This window comes from Haloarcula sp. MBLA0138, from assembly GCF_055632455.1.
In genome coordinates this window covers 2,071,152-2,084,862 of sequence record NZ_CM145746.1, presented here as the reverse complement: position 1 = coordinate 2,084,862, position 13,711 = coordinate 2,071,152, and the positions used below count along the sequence as shown (strand labels likewise).

The 13,711-nt window shown below is 69.7% G+C and carries 16 protein-coding genes; 10 read left to right on the top strand and 6 right to left on the bottom strand.

Annotated elements, in window-relative coordinates; all coding sequences use genetic code 11:
* Positions 1 to 2: 2 nt before the first annotated feature.
* Positions 3 to 1,835: a ribosome biogenesis/translation initiation ATPase RLI gene (locus ACV7JO_RS11040; RefSeq protein WP_470353465.1), complete on the top strand. Its 1,833-nt coding sequence runs from the start codon at positions 3 to 5 to the stop codon at positions 1,833 to 1,835.
* Positions 1,836 to 1,949: 114 nt separating this feature from the next.
* On the opposite strand, the gene ACV7JO_RS11035 is transcribed toward ACV7JO_RS11040, so the two are convergent.
* Together ACV7JO_RS11035 and ACV7JO_RS11030 are read right to left on the bottom strand one after the other, a co-directional pair.
* On the bottom strand, positions 1,950 to 2,165 hold the full coding sequence (locus ACV7JO_RS11035) for a hypothetical protein (protein WP_470353464.1): 216 nt from the start codon (positions 2,163 to 2,165) through the stop codon (positions 1,950 to 1,952).
* Positions 2,166 to 2,246: 81 nt separating this feature from the next.
* Entirely contained in the window at positions 2,247 to 2,768 is a 522-nt protein-coding gene (locus tag ACV7JO_RS11030; RefSeq protein WP_470353463.1) for an archaemetzincin family Zn-dependent metalloprotease, read from the bottom strand.
* 39 nt (positions 2,769 to 2,807) lie between these two features.
* Between ACV7JO_RS11030 and ACV7JO_RS11025 the strand changes: the two genes are divergently transcribed.
* From ACV7JO_RS11025 to npdG, 4 genes are all read left to right on the top strand, one after another.
* Positions 2,808 to 3,206: a UPF0146 family protein gene (locus tag ACV7JO_RS11025; protein ID WP_470353462.1), complete on the top strand. Its 399-nt coding sequence runs from the start codon at positions 2,808 to 2,810 to the stop codon at positions 3,204 to 3,206.
* Positions 3,207 to 3,284: 78 nt separating this feature from the next.
* Complete coding sequence (locus ACV7JO_RS11020; protein WP_470353461.1) at positions 3,285 to 4,148, top strand: TIGR01548 family HAD-type hydrolase; 864 nt, start codon at positions 3,285 to 3,287, stop codon at positions 4,146 to 4,148.
* An 88-nt stretch (positions 4,149 to 4,236) separates the two neighbouring features.
* A complete protein-coding gene (locus ACV7JO_RS11015) occupies positions 4,237 to 4,623 on the top strand; it encodes a hypothetical protein (RefSeq protein WP_470353460.1) in 387 nt (128 codons plus the stop codon).
* A 54-nt stretch (positions 4,624 to 4,677) separates the two neighbouring features.
* Positions 4,678 to 5,343 carry an NADPH-dependent F420 reductase gene (gene npdG / locus ACV7JO_RS11010; protein ID WP_470353459.1) on the top strand — a complete coding sequence of 222 codons (666 nt, stop codon included), beginning with the start codon at positions 4,678 to 4,680 and terminating at the stop codon, positions 5,341 to 5,343.
* Between the two features lie 58 nt (positions 5,344 to 5,401).
* On the opposite strand, the gene ACV7JO_RS11005 is transcribed toward npdG, so the two are convergent.
* A complete protein-coding gene (locus tag ACV7JO_RS11005) occupies positions 5,402 to 5,668 on the bottom strand; it encodes a thioredoxin family protein (protein WP_470353458.1) in 267 nt (88 codons plus the stop codon).
* 113 nt (positions 5,669 to 5,781) lie between these two features.
* Here ACV7JO_RS11005 and ACV7JO_RS11000 point away from each other — a divergent pair, with 113 nt between their 5' ends.
* The 4 genes from ACV7JO_RS11000 to ACV7JO_RS10985 are packed head-to-tail and all read left to right on the top strand — an operon-like array spanning position 5,782 to position 8,147.
* Positions 5,782 to 5,937 carry a preprotein translocase subunit Sec61beta gene (locus ACV7JO_RS11000; RefSeq protein WP_470353457.1) on the top strand — a complete coding sequence of 52 codons (156 nt, stop codon included), beginning with the start codon at positions 5,782 to 5,784 and terminating at the stop codon, positions 5,935 to 5,937.
* Positions 5,938 to 5,973: 36 nt separating this feature from the next.
* Positions 5,974 to 6,348 (top strand): DUF7532 family protein, encoded by a 375-nt coding sequence (locus ACV7JO_RS10995; protein ID WP_470353456.1) that lies wholly within the window; start codon positions 5,974 to 5,976, stop codon positions 6,346 to 6,348.
* Positions 6,345 to 7,748, top strand: a complete 1,404-nt coding sequence (locus ACV7JO_RS10990; protein ID WP_470353455.1) for a ribonuclease FAU-1 family protein — start codon at positions 6,345 to 6,347, stop codon at positions 7,746 to 7,748. Before ACV7JO_RS10995 ends, ACV7JO_RS10990 begins: the two co-directional genes overlap by 4 nt.
* 42 nt (positions 7,749 to 7,790) lie before the next feature.
* Positions 7,791 to 8,147: a hypothetical protein gene (locus ACV7JO_RS10985; protein ID WP_470353454.1), complete on the top strand. Its 357-nt coding sequence runs from the start codon at positions 7,791 to 7,793 to the stop codon at positions 8,145 to 8,147.
* On the opposite strand, the gene ACV7JO_RS10980 is transcribed toward ACV7JO_RS10985, so the two are convergent.
* Together ACV7JO_RS10980 and ACV7JO_RS10975 are read right to left on the bottom strand one after the other, a co-directional pair.
* On the bottom strand, positions 8,148 to 9,530 hold the full coding sequence (locus tag ACV7JO_RS10980; protein ID WP_470353453.1) for an LVIVD repeat-containing protein: 1,383 nt from the start codon (positions 9,528 to 9,530) through the stop codon (positions 8,148 to 8,150).
* A 37-nt stretch (positions 9,531 to 9,567) separates the two neighbouring features.
* On the bottom strand, positions 9,568 to 10,149 hold the full coding sequence (locus ACV7JO_RS10975; protein ID WP_470353452.1) for an LURP-one-related/scramblase family protein: 582 nt from the start codon (positions 10,147 to 10,149) through the stop codon (positions 9,568 to 9,570).
* A gap of 85 nt (positions 10,150 to 10,234) precedes the next feature.
* Here ACV7JO_RS10975 and uvrA point away from each other — a divergent pair, with 85 nt between their 5' ends.
* Positions 10,235 to 13,219, top strand: a complete 2,985-nt coding sequence (gene uvrA, locus ACV7JO_RS10970) for an excinuclease ABC subunit UvrA (protein WP_470353451.1) — start codon at positions 10,235 to 10,237, stop codon at positions 13,217 to 13,219.
* 48 nt (positions 13,220 to 13,267) lie between these two features.
* On the opposite strand, the gene ACV7JO_RS10965 is transcribed toward uvrA, so the two are convergent.
* The gene (locus ACV7JO_RS10965) at positions 13,268 to 13,549 is read right to left on the bottom strand and encodes a DUF7562 family protein (protein ID WP_470353450.1); all 282 of its coding nucleotides are present in this window, start codon (positions 13,547 to 13,549) and stop codon (positions 13,268 to 13,270) included.
* Positions 13,550 to 13,711 lie beyond the last annotated feature (162 nt).

Here is a 13,711-nt window from a genome sequence, read left to right as displayed (position 1 = left end):
CCGTGGCCGAGGACAGCATCGCGGTCGTCGACCTAGACCGGTGTCAGCCCGACCGCTGTAACTACGAGTGCATGAACTACTGCCCGCCCAACCGGAGCGGGAAGGAGTGTATCGTCCCCCGGGGCGAGGCCTACGAGGAGGGCGAGGAGTTCGAGGGCCAGCCCGACCAAGTCCGCATCTCCGAGGAGATCTGTCTCGGCGAGTCCTGTGGTATCTGCGTCAACAAGTGCCCGTTCGACGCCATCGAGATAATCAACCTCCCGCAGGAACTCGACGAGGAGCCGGTCCACCGCTACGGTGAGAACGCCTTCTCGCTGTACGGCCTGCCCGCACCACAGGAGGGGCAGGTCACCGGCATCCTCGGGCCCAACGGCATCGGGAAGACCACCGCCGTCCGCATCCTCGCGGACGAACTCCAGCCCAACCTCGGCCGCTACGGCGACCCCGTCGGCTGGGACGACGTGTTAGACGAGTACCGCGGGACCGCCCTGCAGGACTACCTCGAACAGCTCCGGGACGGCGACGTGACCGTCGCCCGCAAACCCCAGTACGTCGACCGCATCCCCGACCAGTTCGACGGGAAGGCCCGCCAGCTGCTCGAACAGACCGACGAGCGCGGGGAACTGGACTATCTCATCGAACAAACGGGCATCCGCCCCGTCGTCGACAACCACATCGACGACCTCTCGGGCGGCGAACTCCAGCGGGTCGCGCTGGTGGCGACGCTGGCACGGGACGCCGACTTCTACTTCCTCGACGAGATTACGCCGTACCTCGACATCGGCCAGCGGATGACCGCCGCGCGGCTCATCCGCGAACTGGCCGACGACGGCGACCGGTCGATGCTCGTCGTCGAACACGACCTCGCCATCCTCGACCTGCTCGCGGACAACATCCACGTCGCCTACGGGACCCCCGGCGCGTTCGGTATCATCACGTCGCCCAAGTCCGTCAAGAACGGCATCAACGAGTACCTCTCCGGGTACCTAGAGAACGAGAACATGCGGGTCCGCCAGACCGAAATCGAGTTCGAGGAACACGCGCCCCGCACCGCCTCGGCCGGCGACGTGGTCATCGAGTACCCCGAACTCGCAAAGAGCTACGGCGACGGCGAGTTCTCCCTGTCCGTCGACGCGGGGACCATCCGCGAGAGCGAGGTGCTCGGCGTCGTCGGCCCCAACGGCATCGGGAAGTCGACGTTCGCCAAGATGCTGGCCGGCCGCCTCGACCCGACGGAGGGCGCGGTCGACACGCGACTCGACATCGCCTACAAGCCCCAGTACATCGAGATCGACCAGCCGATGCGGGTCGACGCCTTCCTCGCCTCCATCACGGACGACTTCGGCTCCTCGTACTGGAACACCGAAATCGCCCAGCCGCTCCAACTGGAGGCAATCATGGAGCAGCAACTCACCGACCTCTCTGGCGGCGAGCGCCAGCGGGTCGCCATCGCGGCCTGCCTCTCGAAGGACGCCGACCTCTACCTGCTCGACGAGCCGTCGGCGCATCTGGACGTGGAACAGCGGGTGCTCGCCACCTCGGCCATCCGCCGCTACGCCGAGAACCACGACGCCACGGCGATGGTCATCGACCACGACATCTACATGATAGACCTGCTGGCCGACCGCCTGCTGGTCTTCGACGGCGAGCCCGCCCGCGAAGGCCACGCCGCCCCGCCACAGGGGATGCGTGAGGGGATGAACGAGTTCCTCTCGAACCTCGACATCACCTTCCGCCGGGACGAGCGGACCTCGCGGCCCCGCATCAACAAGCCGGGGTCGCAACTGGACCGCGAGCAGAAAAACGCCGGCGAGTACTACTACTCGCCGGATTAGCGCCGTCCTCGGGCGTCTCGCGCCGCGGCGGCGCTACGGGCGTGGCTCCTCGCTGTCGATACTAGACAAGATGTTACGGAAGTGACGCCCGACGCCGGCACCGGCGGGGCGTCGCTACGCGGCGGGGTCCGAGGTGTCGCCGGTCTCGGTGCCGGCGACGGCGTCGTCGAGCCCGTCAGCCACCTCCGTCGGGTCCAGCTCGTCGTCGGGACTGACTTCCCGGTCGGCAGGCGCGTCGTCCTGCTGTTCGGTGACCGATTCGCCACCGGTGACCGAGACGAAGATATCGCCGAGTTCCTCGGCTCGGTCGTTCGGTTGGCTCTTGCTCATTGCGTCTCCGGCTACACGAAGGGTCGTATTAGGCACACGTCCTAACTAGTATGGGTAGCCGTTGTCGGGCGGTTTCACCGCTCAGAGGACGTGGCGCTGACAGGTGCCACACAGCGAGACTTCCTTCACGTCGACCTGCCGGACCGTCGGCGAGAAATTCATCACGCAACGCTTGTTGTCGCAGTGTTCCAGCCCGAGGGTGTGGCCCACCTCGTGGACGACCTCCTTGCGGACCCGCTGGGAGAATATCTCGCCGGCCGAGCGGTTCGAGAAGCCGCCGTCGGAGGAGGTCTGCAGGCGGTAGGTGGAGATGACGCTGCCGGAGCCGCCGAGATACGCCAGCCCGAAGACGTAGTTGCGACGCCGGTAGAAGAGGTCCTTGGGCGTGATGGCGATGTTCTTCCCGCCCGCCCCGGTCCGCCGGGCGAGGTCGATGAACTCCTCGGCCCGGTACTGGTCGCGGTCCGTGTCGTACGCACCGGCGGGCACCGACTGCGGTTCGTGCATAGAGACCTCGCAGTCGTAGACAGAGCGGAGTCCCTCCGAGGCCTCGCGTTTGACCTGCGCGGAGACCTCGCCGACCGGGACGATGTCGACGTGCATGCGAACGCATATGCGCCAGCGTCTCATAAATATCCCGACGTGAGCGACCCCGAGACGGCCCTCGTGAATCGGCTGGAATCGGCCGACAGCGCGGTGGAAGTCGGCGTCGGCGTCCGCCCCGGCGTGGCCGACGAACTGGCCGTTCGCGGGGTCGCCGTGACCGCGACGGACATCGAACCGCAGGCGGTGCCCGACGGGGTCCGGTTCGTTCGGGACGACGTGACCGACCCCGACCTCTCGGTGTACGACGGCGTCGACGTGGTCTACGCCCGGAACCTCCCGCCGGAGCTACACCGCCCCGTCCGTGCGGTCGCCCGCCGGGTCGACGCCGACTGCCGGTTCACCACCCTCGGGGCCGACCAGCCGGCGGTGCCGGCCGACCCCGAACAGCTCCCCGGCGGCGAGACGCTGTACCGGCCGACCGACGGCCCGGGGTGAGTCGGGCCGGCTCCCCGACAGCCCCGCGACCCGCGGCGAATGGTAAGGCGCTTGAACGAGCGCCGCCACCGCCCTCGCATGAACGTAGACGCGGTCGTCCTCGACATCGACGGCGTACTCGTCGACGTCGCCGACTCCTACCGGCGGGCCATCGTCGAGACCGTCGAACGGGTGTACGGCGACACCGTCGACCGGGACGCCGTCCAGCGGTTCAAGAACGCCGGCGGCTTCAACAACGACTGGGAACTGACCGACGCCGCGTCGCTGTACGTCCTCGCGGCCGCCGAGACGGAGCTCGCCGTCGCCGAGTTCACCGACGCCGTCGCGGCCCGCGGGGGCGGTATCGACGCCGCCGAGGCCGTCGTCCGGGACCGCCTCGACGAGGCCGCGGCCGGCCGCGTGCTGTCGGCGTGGGACCCCGAGCGCCTCCGCGAGGTGTTCCAGACGCTGTATCTCGGGAGCGACCTGTACCGCGACATCGAGGGCGGCGACCCCGCCTTCGACGCGCCGGGCTACGTCCACGACGAACCGGTGCTAGTCTCGCCGGCGACCCTCGACGCGCTGGCCGAGCGCTACGCGATCGGCGTCGTCACCGGCCGCCCGGCCGCCGAGGCCGACATCGCCATGGAGCGGGCCGGCCTCGACCTGCCCGACGACCGCCGGTTCACGATGGACGACTGGGCGGCCGGCAAACCCGACCCCGGCGCGCTGACGACGCTGGCCGAGCGCTTCGACGCCGAGCGGGTCGCCTTCGCGGGGGACACCCTCGACGACGTGCGCACCGCGGTCAACGCCGACGCGGCCGACGAGTCCCGCGTCTACTACGGCGTCGGCGTCCTCACCGGCGGACTGACCGGCGACGACGGGCGACGCGCCTTCGCCGACGCCGGGGCCAGCGCCGTCGTCGACCACGTCGACGCCCTCCCCGACCTGCTGGACTGAAGCGGGGCCACACGCCCGGCCGTCCGCTCGCGGCGGCCCCGCCGCCCGCAAGCGGCACCGATTTGGGTCTCGGGGGCGAGAGGCCGCTATGCGACGACTCCCCACCGCCTCGTGGGCGCTGCTCGTCGGGGTTTGGACCGGCATCGTCGGGAGCGCGTCGGTCAGGCTCCCCATCGCGTTCATCCAACTGTACACCGTCGCCTTCTTCCTCGGGGGCACCGCCGGCGCCTACCTCACGATGCGGCGGTACGCGGACCGCTTCGACGACGCCCACCGACCGGGGCGGGTGGCGATGTACGTCCTCTCGCTGTTCGTCGCCACCGTCACGCTGGCGACGCTGTTCGACCTCCTCTTTGGCACCGCCGGAATCCTCGGTGTCGGCTTCCAGCTAGTCGCGTTCGTCGGCGGGACCTCCACCGCCCTCTACGTCGCCTACGGCGGCGGCTTCGACGCGGCGTGGGCGGCCTACACGTAGGCAAGCACCACCGGTCGCGCAACGCTTATTCGCCGGTCGCCCCACGCCACCCACATGGACATCGCCCTACTCGGCGGCACCGGCGACATCGGCGAGGGCCTCGCCCTCCGGTGGGCCTACGATACGAACCACCGCGTCATCGTCGGCTCCCGCGACGAACAGAAGGCCGAGACCAAGGCCGAGGAGTACGAGACCGAGCTGTCGAGTCGCGGCCGGGACGTGACCGTCGACGGATTCGACAACGCCGCGGCCGCGGCCCGCGCCGACGTGGTCGTCGCCGCCGTCCCCGCCTACCACCTCACCGACACCGTTGAGTCGGTCGCCGACGAACTCGACGACGCCGTGCTGGTCGCCCCGGCGGTCGGCATGAAACGCGACGAGGACGGCTTCCACTACAACCGGCCCGGTGCCGGCAGCGTCACCCGGTTGGCCGCCGAAGCGGCCCCCGACGATACCCCCGTCGTCGGCGCGTTCCACAACCTCGCGGCCGGCCGACTCGCCAATCTCGACCTCGACCTCGACTGGGACACCGTCGTCGTCGGCGACGACACCGACGCCAAAGACACCGTCTCGGAGCTGGCCGAGGCCATCGACGGCCTGCGGGCGCTCGACGGCGGCCCGCTCGAAAACGCCGCCGAGGTCGAGGCGGTGACGCCGCTGCTCATCAACGTCGCCCGCCACAACGACGGCATGCACGACCTCGGCGTGCGGTTCCAGTAGCGCCGTCGCCGGGGCTATCGGTCGAGCGAGCCGCGAAAACGACGGGCCAACCGCGCGGTCAGGCCGAGGCCTGCTGGAGCGCGTCCTCGATGTCGTCGGCCTGCGTGACGCCGACGAAGCGCTCGATGATACCGTCGTCGTTCTCGACGACCAGCGTCGGCAGCGAGCGCACTTGGTACTCGTTGGCGACGTCCTGCTCCTCGTCGACGTTTATCTTCTCGAACTCCACGTCGCCCCACTCTTCCTCCAACTCTTCGAGGATGGGGTCTTGGGTCTTGCAGGGCCCACACCAGTCGGCGTAGAAGTCTTTCAGCGTGACCGTCATGGTACTCCCTCAAACCTTGCCCGTGCGCTCAGATAAGGGTTATCCATGTTGGTCCGACGAGGGCACGAGCGGAACCCGAAAGGCTTACTCCGAGGTAGGGAACAGTGACGTGTATGAGCAGCGACAGCGGCGGCCTGATGTCCAGTGCCGGACTGGTCCGGTACTTCGACGCCGAGGACAGCAACACCATCCGCATCGACCCGCGCACCATCGTCGCCTTCGGCGTCCTCTTTGGCGGACTGGTGCTGGTGCTGAACGCGCTGGCGTAACGCGACGTTTTCTATCCCCCGGGCACAAGCGCGGGTATGCACTTCACACAGCGCGAACAGCGGGCACTGCGCGAGGCCGGCGTCGCACAGGAGACCATCGAGGCGGCTTCGGAGGCCGTCGTCGCGGCGACGGACGACGCGGCCGCCGACCTCGAAGCCTTCTTCGCGGACGTCGACACCGTCTACTCCGACATGGAGATGGCCCACAGCGCCGCCGACGTACAGGAACACGCCGTCGAGTATCTGGACCTCTTCACCCACGCCGACGACCTCCGGGGCTACCTCCGCTTCGACTCGTGGGGCGTCCCCGTCGAGGGCGGGCGCGTCCTCTCCGAGGAGCGGGTCGAACTGACGCTCGGGCCGACCGTCGACGCGCGGGTCCGGTTCGCCCGCGACCCCGACGCGCTATGACGGTCAAGGTCCGGGGCATCTACGCGACGGCGCTGACCCGCCTGCTGACCGAGCGCGGCGTCGACGTGGTGCAGGCCTCCGGCCCCATCGAGGCCCGGTTCGACGCTGACTTCGACACGGCGCGGGCTGACGCGGTCGTGACGACCACCGACGACCGGCAGGGCGTCGGCGTCGGCGGCGACCCCGAAACGGTCGCGGCGGTTACGGACGCCCTCTCGACGCTCGGTCGGGACACGCTCCGGTGGGACAGCGCCACGCCAGAGGGGGCCGTCTACGCCGGCGCGGTCACCGAGACGCTCGGCGGCGGCGCGGTCGTGGACCTCGGTGACGCCGAGGGGTATCTCCCCTACGGTAACAGCGACGACCGGGTCGAGACCGGCGACCGCCTACGCGTGCAGGTCGTCGACGACGCCCCGCCGTGGGCCGGCGACCGGCCGGTCCTCGACACGACCGTCGCGGTCCGGGGCGACCTCCTCTCGCTCGTGCGGGGCGGGTCGACGCCCGACGCCAGCGGCCCGGCGATGCTCGACGTGGTCGCCGCCGACCCCCGCGAGGGGTGGGGCGTCTCGTGGGAGCGGGCCAGCGACGACGCGGCCTTCGAGGCCTTGGCCGACGCCCTGCGGGCGGCCAACGAGCGGGCCGCGGCCCTCGACGGCGCGCTGGCCGACGCCGCCCCGCCGGCCGACCGCGACCCCGGTCCCTACTGGGTCGACCCCGCGACGACGTGGGCGTGGTTCGGCCGCGAGAGCCGCTTCGCGCTCGACGAGCACCGCCGCGCCGTCACCGAGACGATGCCGGGCCACCACCGCGTGAAGGCCGGCAGCGAGGCCGCCAGCGCCGCCGTCGACTACGTCGAGGCGCTGTGTCCCGACCCCGACGCCGACGGCGAGGTGGACTTCCCCTTCGCGGTCACGGCCCGCCAGTTCGGCCCGCGGGTCGGCGACTCGCTGGGTATCGGCCACGGCAAGCCCGACGGGCGACTCGTCGAACTGTCGAGTGGTACCGTCGCGGCCGTCGACCCCGACGGCACCGTTACCCTCGAACGCGAGATGTCGGCCGGCGGCGAGTACGACGCCTTGGGCGTCCCGAAGACCGCCGGCGACGTGGCCGAGACCAAACTCAAGGAGGGGCGCTGGTGGTACCCGACGGTCTACCGCGACGCCGACGGCGAGCGCAAGGGGACCTACGTCAACGTCTGTACCCCCGTCGAGGTGTTCCCCGACGGCGCGCGCTACGTCGACCTCCACGTCGACGTGGTGAAACACCGCGACGGCACCGTCGAGCGGGTCGACGACGACGAACTCGACGCCGCCGTCGACCGGGGCCACGTCCCCGACTCGCTGGCCGAGCGCGCCCGCAGCGTCGCCGCCGCGGTGGCGAGCGCCCTCGAACCTACGTAGTTGGGTATCACGAATACTTCAGATGCCGACACAGTCAGTAGTATGTCGGACTGGCAACTGTACGTCGACGACAACGTCTTGGTCGCGGACTTCGGTTCGGGGATGCCCTCGGACCGCGAGGAGTACGAGCGCGTCAACGAGCGCTTCGAACAACTGGCGACCCAGAACCGCGTGGACGCGCACCTCTCGGTCCTCCAGATGGACGCCTCGCTGAGCGCCGACGTCTTCGAGAAGGCACAGGAGGCCGCCGAGGTCGGTGCCGGCCACGGCATCACGAAGTGGGCCATCGTCTCCGACGGCATCAAGAACCTCGCCCTGAAGGGGAAAGTCTCCGAGATGGGCGTCGAGACGATGACCAGCGACGACCGCGACGCGGCGCTGGACTGGGCGAAGAACTGACTACGCCTCTCGCGCCCGCCACGCGCCGAGTCCCAGCGCCGCGAGCGCCGCGAGCGGGCCGAACCCGTCGCCGGCGGCACCGGCGCTTTCCCCCTCGTCGGTGGGCGTGTCGCTGGCCGTCGGTGCCGGGGCCGCCGGGTCCGGGAACGCGTACAGCCGCGGCTGGAGGTCCACGCCCCCGGTGGCGTCCGTGCTCGTCGCCACGAACGACCCCGCCGCCCGCTGTGCGGTCCAGCACGCGGCCTCGTCGCCGTCGCGCCACGCGTACAGTTCGCGGGGCTGGCTCGGGTCCGAGAGGTCGTGGACGCGGACGCCGCCCTGATACCACGCCGAGTACAGGCGACCGTCGGTCAGTTCGAAGTTGTGGGCGGTCGTCAACACGCCCCCCGGCGAGGGGTCGCTGGTCGGGGGCGGGGCGACCGTCGTGAGCGAGACGGGGTCGGTCGGGTCGGCGATGTCGAACAGTTCGATGCCGCTGGGGCCGCCGTCGCCGTCGTCGCCGAGGGCCCACGACTCCCCGCCGACGCCCAGCAGCGTGGCGTCCCCGTTCACCGTCACGAAGTGGTCGTTGCCCGGCGGCTCCGTGCGCTCGTCGCCGGCGTCGTTGAGGTCGGCCAGCGCCTCGGGCGAGCGCCCGCGGACCCGCGAGACTAGTCCCGGGTCGCCTGGCGTCGACACGTCGACTATCCACGTCCCCGCGTCCCAGTACGCCAGATAGGCCCGGCCGTCTTGGACCCACACGTCGTGGAGCGGCCACAGGCCGGTCGGCACGTCCGCCCAGCCGGCGTCGGCGTCGCGGACCGACCACGTCCCCGCCTCCCGCCCCGTCTCGGTGTCGACTATCACCAGCGGGTTCCCCTCGCGGCCGTTGCCCGTGAGATAGGCGTACTGGCCGTCGAAGTCGCAGTTGTGAATTCGCGTCCCGGTCGTCGCGGCCGCCGTCCGCGTCGGGTTCCGCCGGTCGGTCACGTCGAAGACGACGTAGCCGGCGACGCCCTCGGTCGGGTGGGCCGGCCCGGCGACGAGCAGGCGGCCGTCGGCGAGCGCGAGGTCCTGTATCCGTTCGAGCGGGCCGTCCGCGGCGTCGGCGAGCAGCCCGGTCCGCTCGGCCAGCACGCGCGGGGCCGTCGGCGTGACGAGGTCGACGAGTACCACCCCGTCGCCGGTGGCGACGTAGGCCGTGTGGCCGTCGGGGCTCGTGACGACTTCGTAGGCCGCGGGCAGGTCGAGCCGTCCCAGTGGACCGCTCCCCGTCGCCGTCGCGGTCCCGTCGGTTCCGCGGCTGTCGTCCCCAGTCGGCGTCGGATGGCCGCGCGCCCGCGTCGCCCCGAGACCGCCCGCCCCGGCGAGCGCGAGCGTCCGGATGGCTGTCCGGCGGCGCATACCCCCCGTCGGGGAGCGACGGTGAGAAGGCTTCCGGTCAGTTCCCCTGAATGGCGTCGATGACCATCGCGGCGGCGACGACTGGCTCTTTGGGCACGTCGCTGGCGTCGTCGACGGTGATGGTGTAGCGGTCCCGCAACGAGACTTCCCCGTCGATGTTCCCGACGTGGTCGCCGTCGGCGTCGGTTATCTCGTACTTGTGGGGAATCCAGTTGCCGAACGGCAGGGTGTTCCGCGCCAGCGTCACCATCGCCCCGCGGGAGTCTATCTTGGCGATTTTGGCCTCGGTCTCCGCGTCCCGGACCGTCCACGTGTCCTGCAGGATGGAGTAGTCGTTGTCGAGAACCACGATGTCCTCGCCCGTCTCGCTGTCGGTGAGGACGTAGTTGCCGGCCACGTCGACGATGCCGCCGGCCCTGACCTCGAACACCTCGTCGCCGTCGGCGTCGACGAAGGGGAACTGCTCTTTGAGCTTGAACATCTTCTGTTTCCCCCGGAGGACGACGTTCCCGGCGGCGTCCATCGCCTTGTATTTGTTCCGGACGAGGCTCTGCTCGACGGTGTAGGTGTCGTCTGTCAGTTCGATACCCGCGATGTCGTAGTTCGAGGTCCCACTCACGGGTTGTCTGATACCGGCTCGACACTTCAACCCCCGGGCGACAACCGACAGGGTTTCACCCCCGCCGGCCTTGGGGACCCCATAGATGAGCAAGGACGTCATCGAGGTCACGGGTGCCGAAGAACACAACCTCAAGGACGTCGACGTGGAGATTCCCCGCGAGGAGCTGACCGTCGTCACCGGGCTCTCGGGGTCGGGCAAGTCCTCGCTGGCCTTCGAGACGGTGTACGCGGAGGGTCAGCGCCGGTACATCGAGTCCCTGTCGGCCTACGCCCGGAACTTCCTCGGACAGATGGACAAACCCCAAGTCGAGAACGTCGAGGGGTTGTCGCCGGCCATCTCCATCGACCAGAAGAACGCCGCCAACAACCCCCGCTCGACCGTGGGGACCGTCACCGAACTCCACGACTACCTCCGCCTGCTGTACGCCCGCGTGGGAACCCCCCACTGCCCGGAGTGTGGCCGCGAGGTCGGCGAGCAGTCCGCACAGAACATGGTCTCGCGCGTGCTGGAACTGCCCGAGGGAACCCGCGCGAAACTGTGTGCGCCGGTCGTCCGCGACCAGAAGGGGGCCTTCGAGGACCTGTTCGACGACCTCGTGAGCGAGGGGTACGCCCGCGTCGAGGTCGACGGCGAGGCCTACGACCTGACGCTCGACCGCCCCGAGTTAGACGAGAACTACGACCACACCGTCGACGTGGTCGTCGACCGCGTCACCGTCTCGCCCGACGCCCGCTCGCGCATCACCGACTCCGTCGAGACGGCCTTGGCGGAAGCCGACGGGACGCTGAAGGTCGTCGTCCCGGACCCGCCCGAGGGCGCGAGCGAGGCCCTCGGCGGGTCGACGGCCCGCTCGACCGGTGACCTCGCCGACGGGGACGACGCCGACGACGCGGACCGCCTCGTCGTCGAACTCTCGGAGGACCTCGCCTGCACCCACTGTGGCATCGACATCAGCGAGGTCGAGACCCGCTCGTTCTCGTTCAACTCCCCTCACGGGGCCTGTCCGGAATGCGAGGGGCTGGGCGAGACTAAGGAGGTCAGCGAGGACCTCGTGGTCACGGACCCGAGCAAACCCCTCAAACACGTCTTCGAGCCGTGGAGCTACGACCGGACCTACTACTCCCGGCAACTCGACAACGTCGCCGACCACTTCGGCGTCTCGCTGTCGACCCCCTTCGAGGAACTGGACGTCGAGATACGCCGGCAGTTCCTCTACGGCACCGACGGCCCCGTCCACTTCCAGTGGACGACGAAAAACGGCACCCGCGAGAAGACCGAGCGCTTCGAGGGCGTGATTCCGAACCTCGAACGCCGCCACGTCGAGACCGACTCCGACCGCGCCCGCGAGCACATCGAGGAGTTCATGGCGACGACGACCTGCCCGGCCTGCGAGGGGACGCGGCTGAAAGCCGAGTCCCGGGCAGTCCTCGTCGACGGCGTCGCCATCACCGAGGTCAACGAGATGTCCATCGGCGACGCCGCGGCCCACTTCGAGGCCATGGAGTCGGCCCTCTCGGCCCGGGACACCAAAATCGCCGCGGAGATTCTCAAGGAGATACGCGCCCGGCTCGGGTTCATGCAGGAGGTCGGCCTCGAATATCTGACGCTGGACCGTGAGGCCGCCACCCTCTCGGGCGGCGAGAGCCAGCGCATCCGGCTGGCGACCCAGATCGGCTCCGGGCTCGTCGGCGTGTTGTACGTCCTCGACGAGCCCTCCATCGGCCTCCACCAGCGGGACAACGACCGTCTGCTGAACACCCTCGAAGAGCTTCGGGACCTCGGCAACACCCTGCTGGTCGTGGAACACGACACCGAGACGATGCGCCGGGCCGACAACGTCATCGACATGGGGCCCGGCCCCGGCAAGCGGGGCGGCGAAGTCGTGGTCAACGGGCCACAGGAGGAGCTGATAGCCGCCGACGACTCCGTCACCGGTGACTACCTCGCCGGCGAGCGGTCGATTCCGATCCCCGACGAACGCCGCGACGCCGACGGCCACCTCACCGTCCGGGGCGCGCGCCAGCACAACCTCGCGGACCTCGACGTCGAGTTCCCGCTCGGGACCTTCACCGCTATCACCGGTGTCTCCGGCTCCGGGAAGTCCACGCTGATGCACGACGTGCTTTACAAGGGCCTCGTTCGCCGGATGAACGACACCGACGTGAACCCCGGCGAACACGACGCCATCGAGGGTATCGACGAGATAGAGACGGTCCGGCTCATCGACCAGTCGCCCATCGGCCGCACGCCGCGGTCGAACCCCGCCACCTACACGAACGTCTTCGACCACATCCGCGAACTGTTCGCCGAGACCAGCCTCGCCAAACAGCGGGGCTACGAGAAGGGCCGCTTCTCGTTCAACGTCAAGGGCGGCCGGTGTGAGGCCTGTGGCGGACAGGGGACGGTCACCATCGACATGAACTTCCTCTCGGACGTGGAGGTGCCCTGCGAGGAGTGTGGCGGCGCGCGCTACAACGACGAGACGCTTGACGTGACCTACAAGGACGCGACCATCGCCGACGTGCTGGAGATGACCGTCGCCGAGGCCTACGACTTCTTCGAGAGCCACCCCGGCATCCGCCGCCGGCTGGAACTGCTCAAGGATGTCGGACTGGATTACATGACGCTGGGCCAGCCCTCGACGACGCTGTCGGGCGGTGAGGCCCAGCGCATCAAGCTCGCCGAGGAACTGGGCAAGAAAGACTCCGGCGAGACGCTGTACCTGCTCGACGAGCCGACGACGGGCCTTCACCCCGCCGACGAGCGAAAGCTCATCGACGTGCTCCACCGGCTGACCGACGACGGCAACACCGTCGTCGTCATCGAACACGAACTCGACCTCGTGAAAAACGCCGACCGCGTCGTCGACCTCGGGCCCGAGGGCGGCGAGAACGGCGGGGAACTGGTCGCCACGGGCACGCCAGAGGACGTGGCCCGCACGGAGGCGTCCCACACTGGCCGATACCTCCGTGACCTCCTGCCCGACGTGGAACTCGACGGGCCGCGCTCGGACCGCGACCTCGCCGCGGAACTGGCCGACGGCGAGCGCGCGGCCGGCGACGACTGAGCCGGCGCGGGCGACAGCCCAGCGCGACCTTCCGTGCGGACGGGCCGCTTACTCGCCCTCGACGCCGTCTTCGGACAGTTCCCGGAACCGTTCGAGGAACGTCCGCCGGTCGGTCTCGCCGGCCCCCGCGGCCGAGAGCGTGGTCTCGAGCCCGTCGCGGGGCTGGCGGCTCAGCTCAGAGAAACATCCCTTACAGAGGAACTCGAACTCCTTGTCCCGGCGGTCCCAGCGGTCGCCGTGTTTGTCGTACTCGCGGGCGTCGGCCCGCTCGACCGTCTCCCCGCACGCGATGCAGGTCACCGTCGTCCCGCCGGTCCGGGACCCGAACATATCTCGACGTAGCGACCGGCCGGGTTTAGAACTTTCCACACCGGCAGTGGCGGCTCTCGCAGACGCGACGGCGGCTCGCGGGCGCTGCCGGTCGCAGACGACCGCTGGCGGCCACACGTTTATCCGGGTACCGCCCCTAGACGCGGTATCGGAACGGCCGGG

Excerpts from the sequence above, each read along its gene's own strand:
- ACV7JO_RS11035 (WP_470353464.1), bottom strand. The coding sequence starts at position 2,165 with ATGAGCAAGAGCCAACCGAACGACCGAGCCGAGGAACTCGGCGATATC.
- ACV7JO_RS11030 (WP_470353463.1), bottom strand. The coding sequence starts at position 2,768 with ATGCACGTCGACATCGTCCCGGTCGGCGAGGTCTCCGCGCAGGTCAAA.
- ACV7JO_RS11020 (WP_470353461.1), top strand. The coding sequence starts at position 3,285 with ATGAACGTAGACGCGGTCGTCCTCGACATCGACGGCGTACTCGTCGAC.
- ACV7JO_RS11015 (WP_470353460.1), top strand. The coding sequence starts at position 4,237 with ATGCGACGACTCCCCACCGCCTCGTGGGCGCTGCTCGTCGGGGTTTGG.
- npdG (WP_470353459.1), top strand. The coding sequence starts at position 4,678 with ATGGACATCGCCCTACTCGGCGGCACCGGCGACATCGGCGAGGGCCTC.
- ACV7JO_RS11005 (WP_470353458.1), bottom strand. The coding sequence starts at position 5,668 with ATGACGGTCACGCTGAAAGACTTCTACGCCGACTGGTGTGGGCCCTGC.
- ACV7JO_RS11000 (WP_470353457.1), top strand. The coding sequence starts at position 5,782 with ATGAGCAGCGACAGCGGCGGCCTGATGTCCAGTGCCGGACTGGTCCGG.
- ACV7JO_RS10995 (WP_470353456.1), top strand. The coding sequence starts at position 5,974 with ATGCACTTCACACAGCGCGAACAGCGGGCACTGCGCGAGGCCGGCGTC.
- ACV7JO_RS10990 (WP_470353455.1), top strand. The coding sequence starts at position 6,345 with ATGACGGTCAAGGTCCGGGGCATCTACGCGACGGCGCTGACCCGCCTG.
- ACV7JO_RS10985 (WP_470353454.1), top strand. The coding sequence starts at position 7,791 with ATGTCGGACTGGCAACTGTACGTCGACGACAACGTCTTGGTCGCGGAC.
- ACV7JO_RS10980 (WP_470353453.1), bottom strand. The coding sequence starts at position 9,530 with ATGCGCCGCCGGACAGCCATCCGGACGCTCGCGCTCGCCGGGGCGGGC.
- uvrA (WP_470353451.1), top strand. The coding sequence starts at position 10,235 with ATGAGCAAGGACGTCATCGAGGTCACGGGTGCCGAAGAACACAACCTC.
- ACV7JO_RS10965 (WP_470353450.1), bottom strand. The coding sequence starts at position 13,549 with ATGTTCGGGTCCCGGACCGGCGGGACGACGGTGACCTGCATCGCGTGC.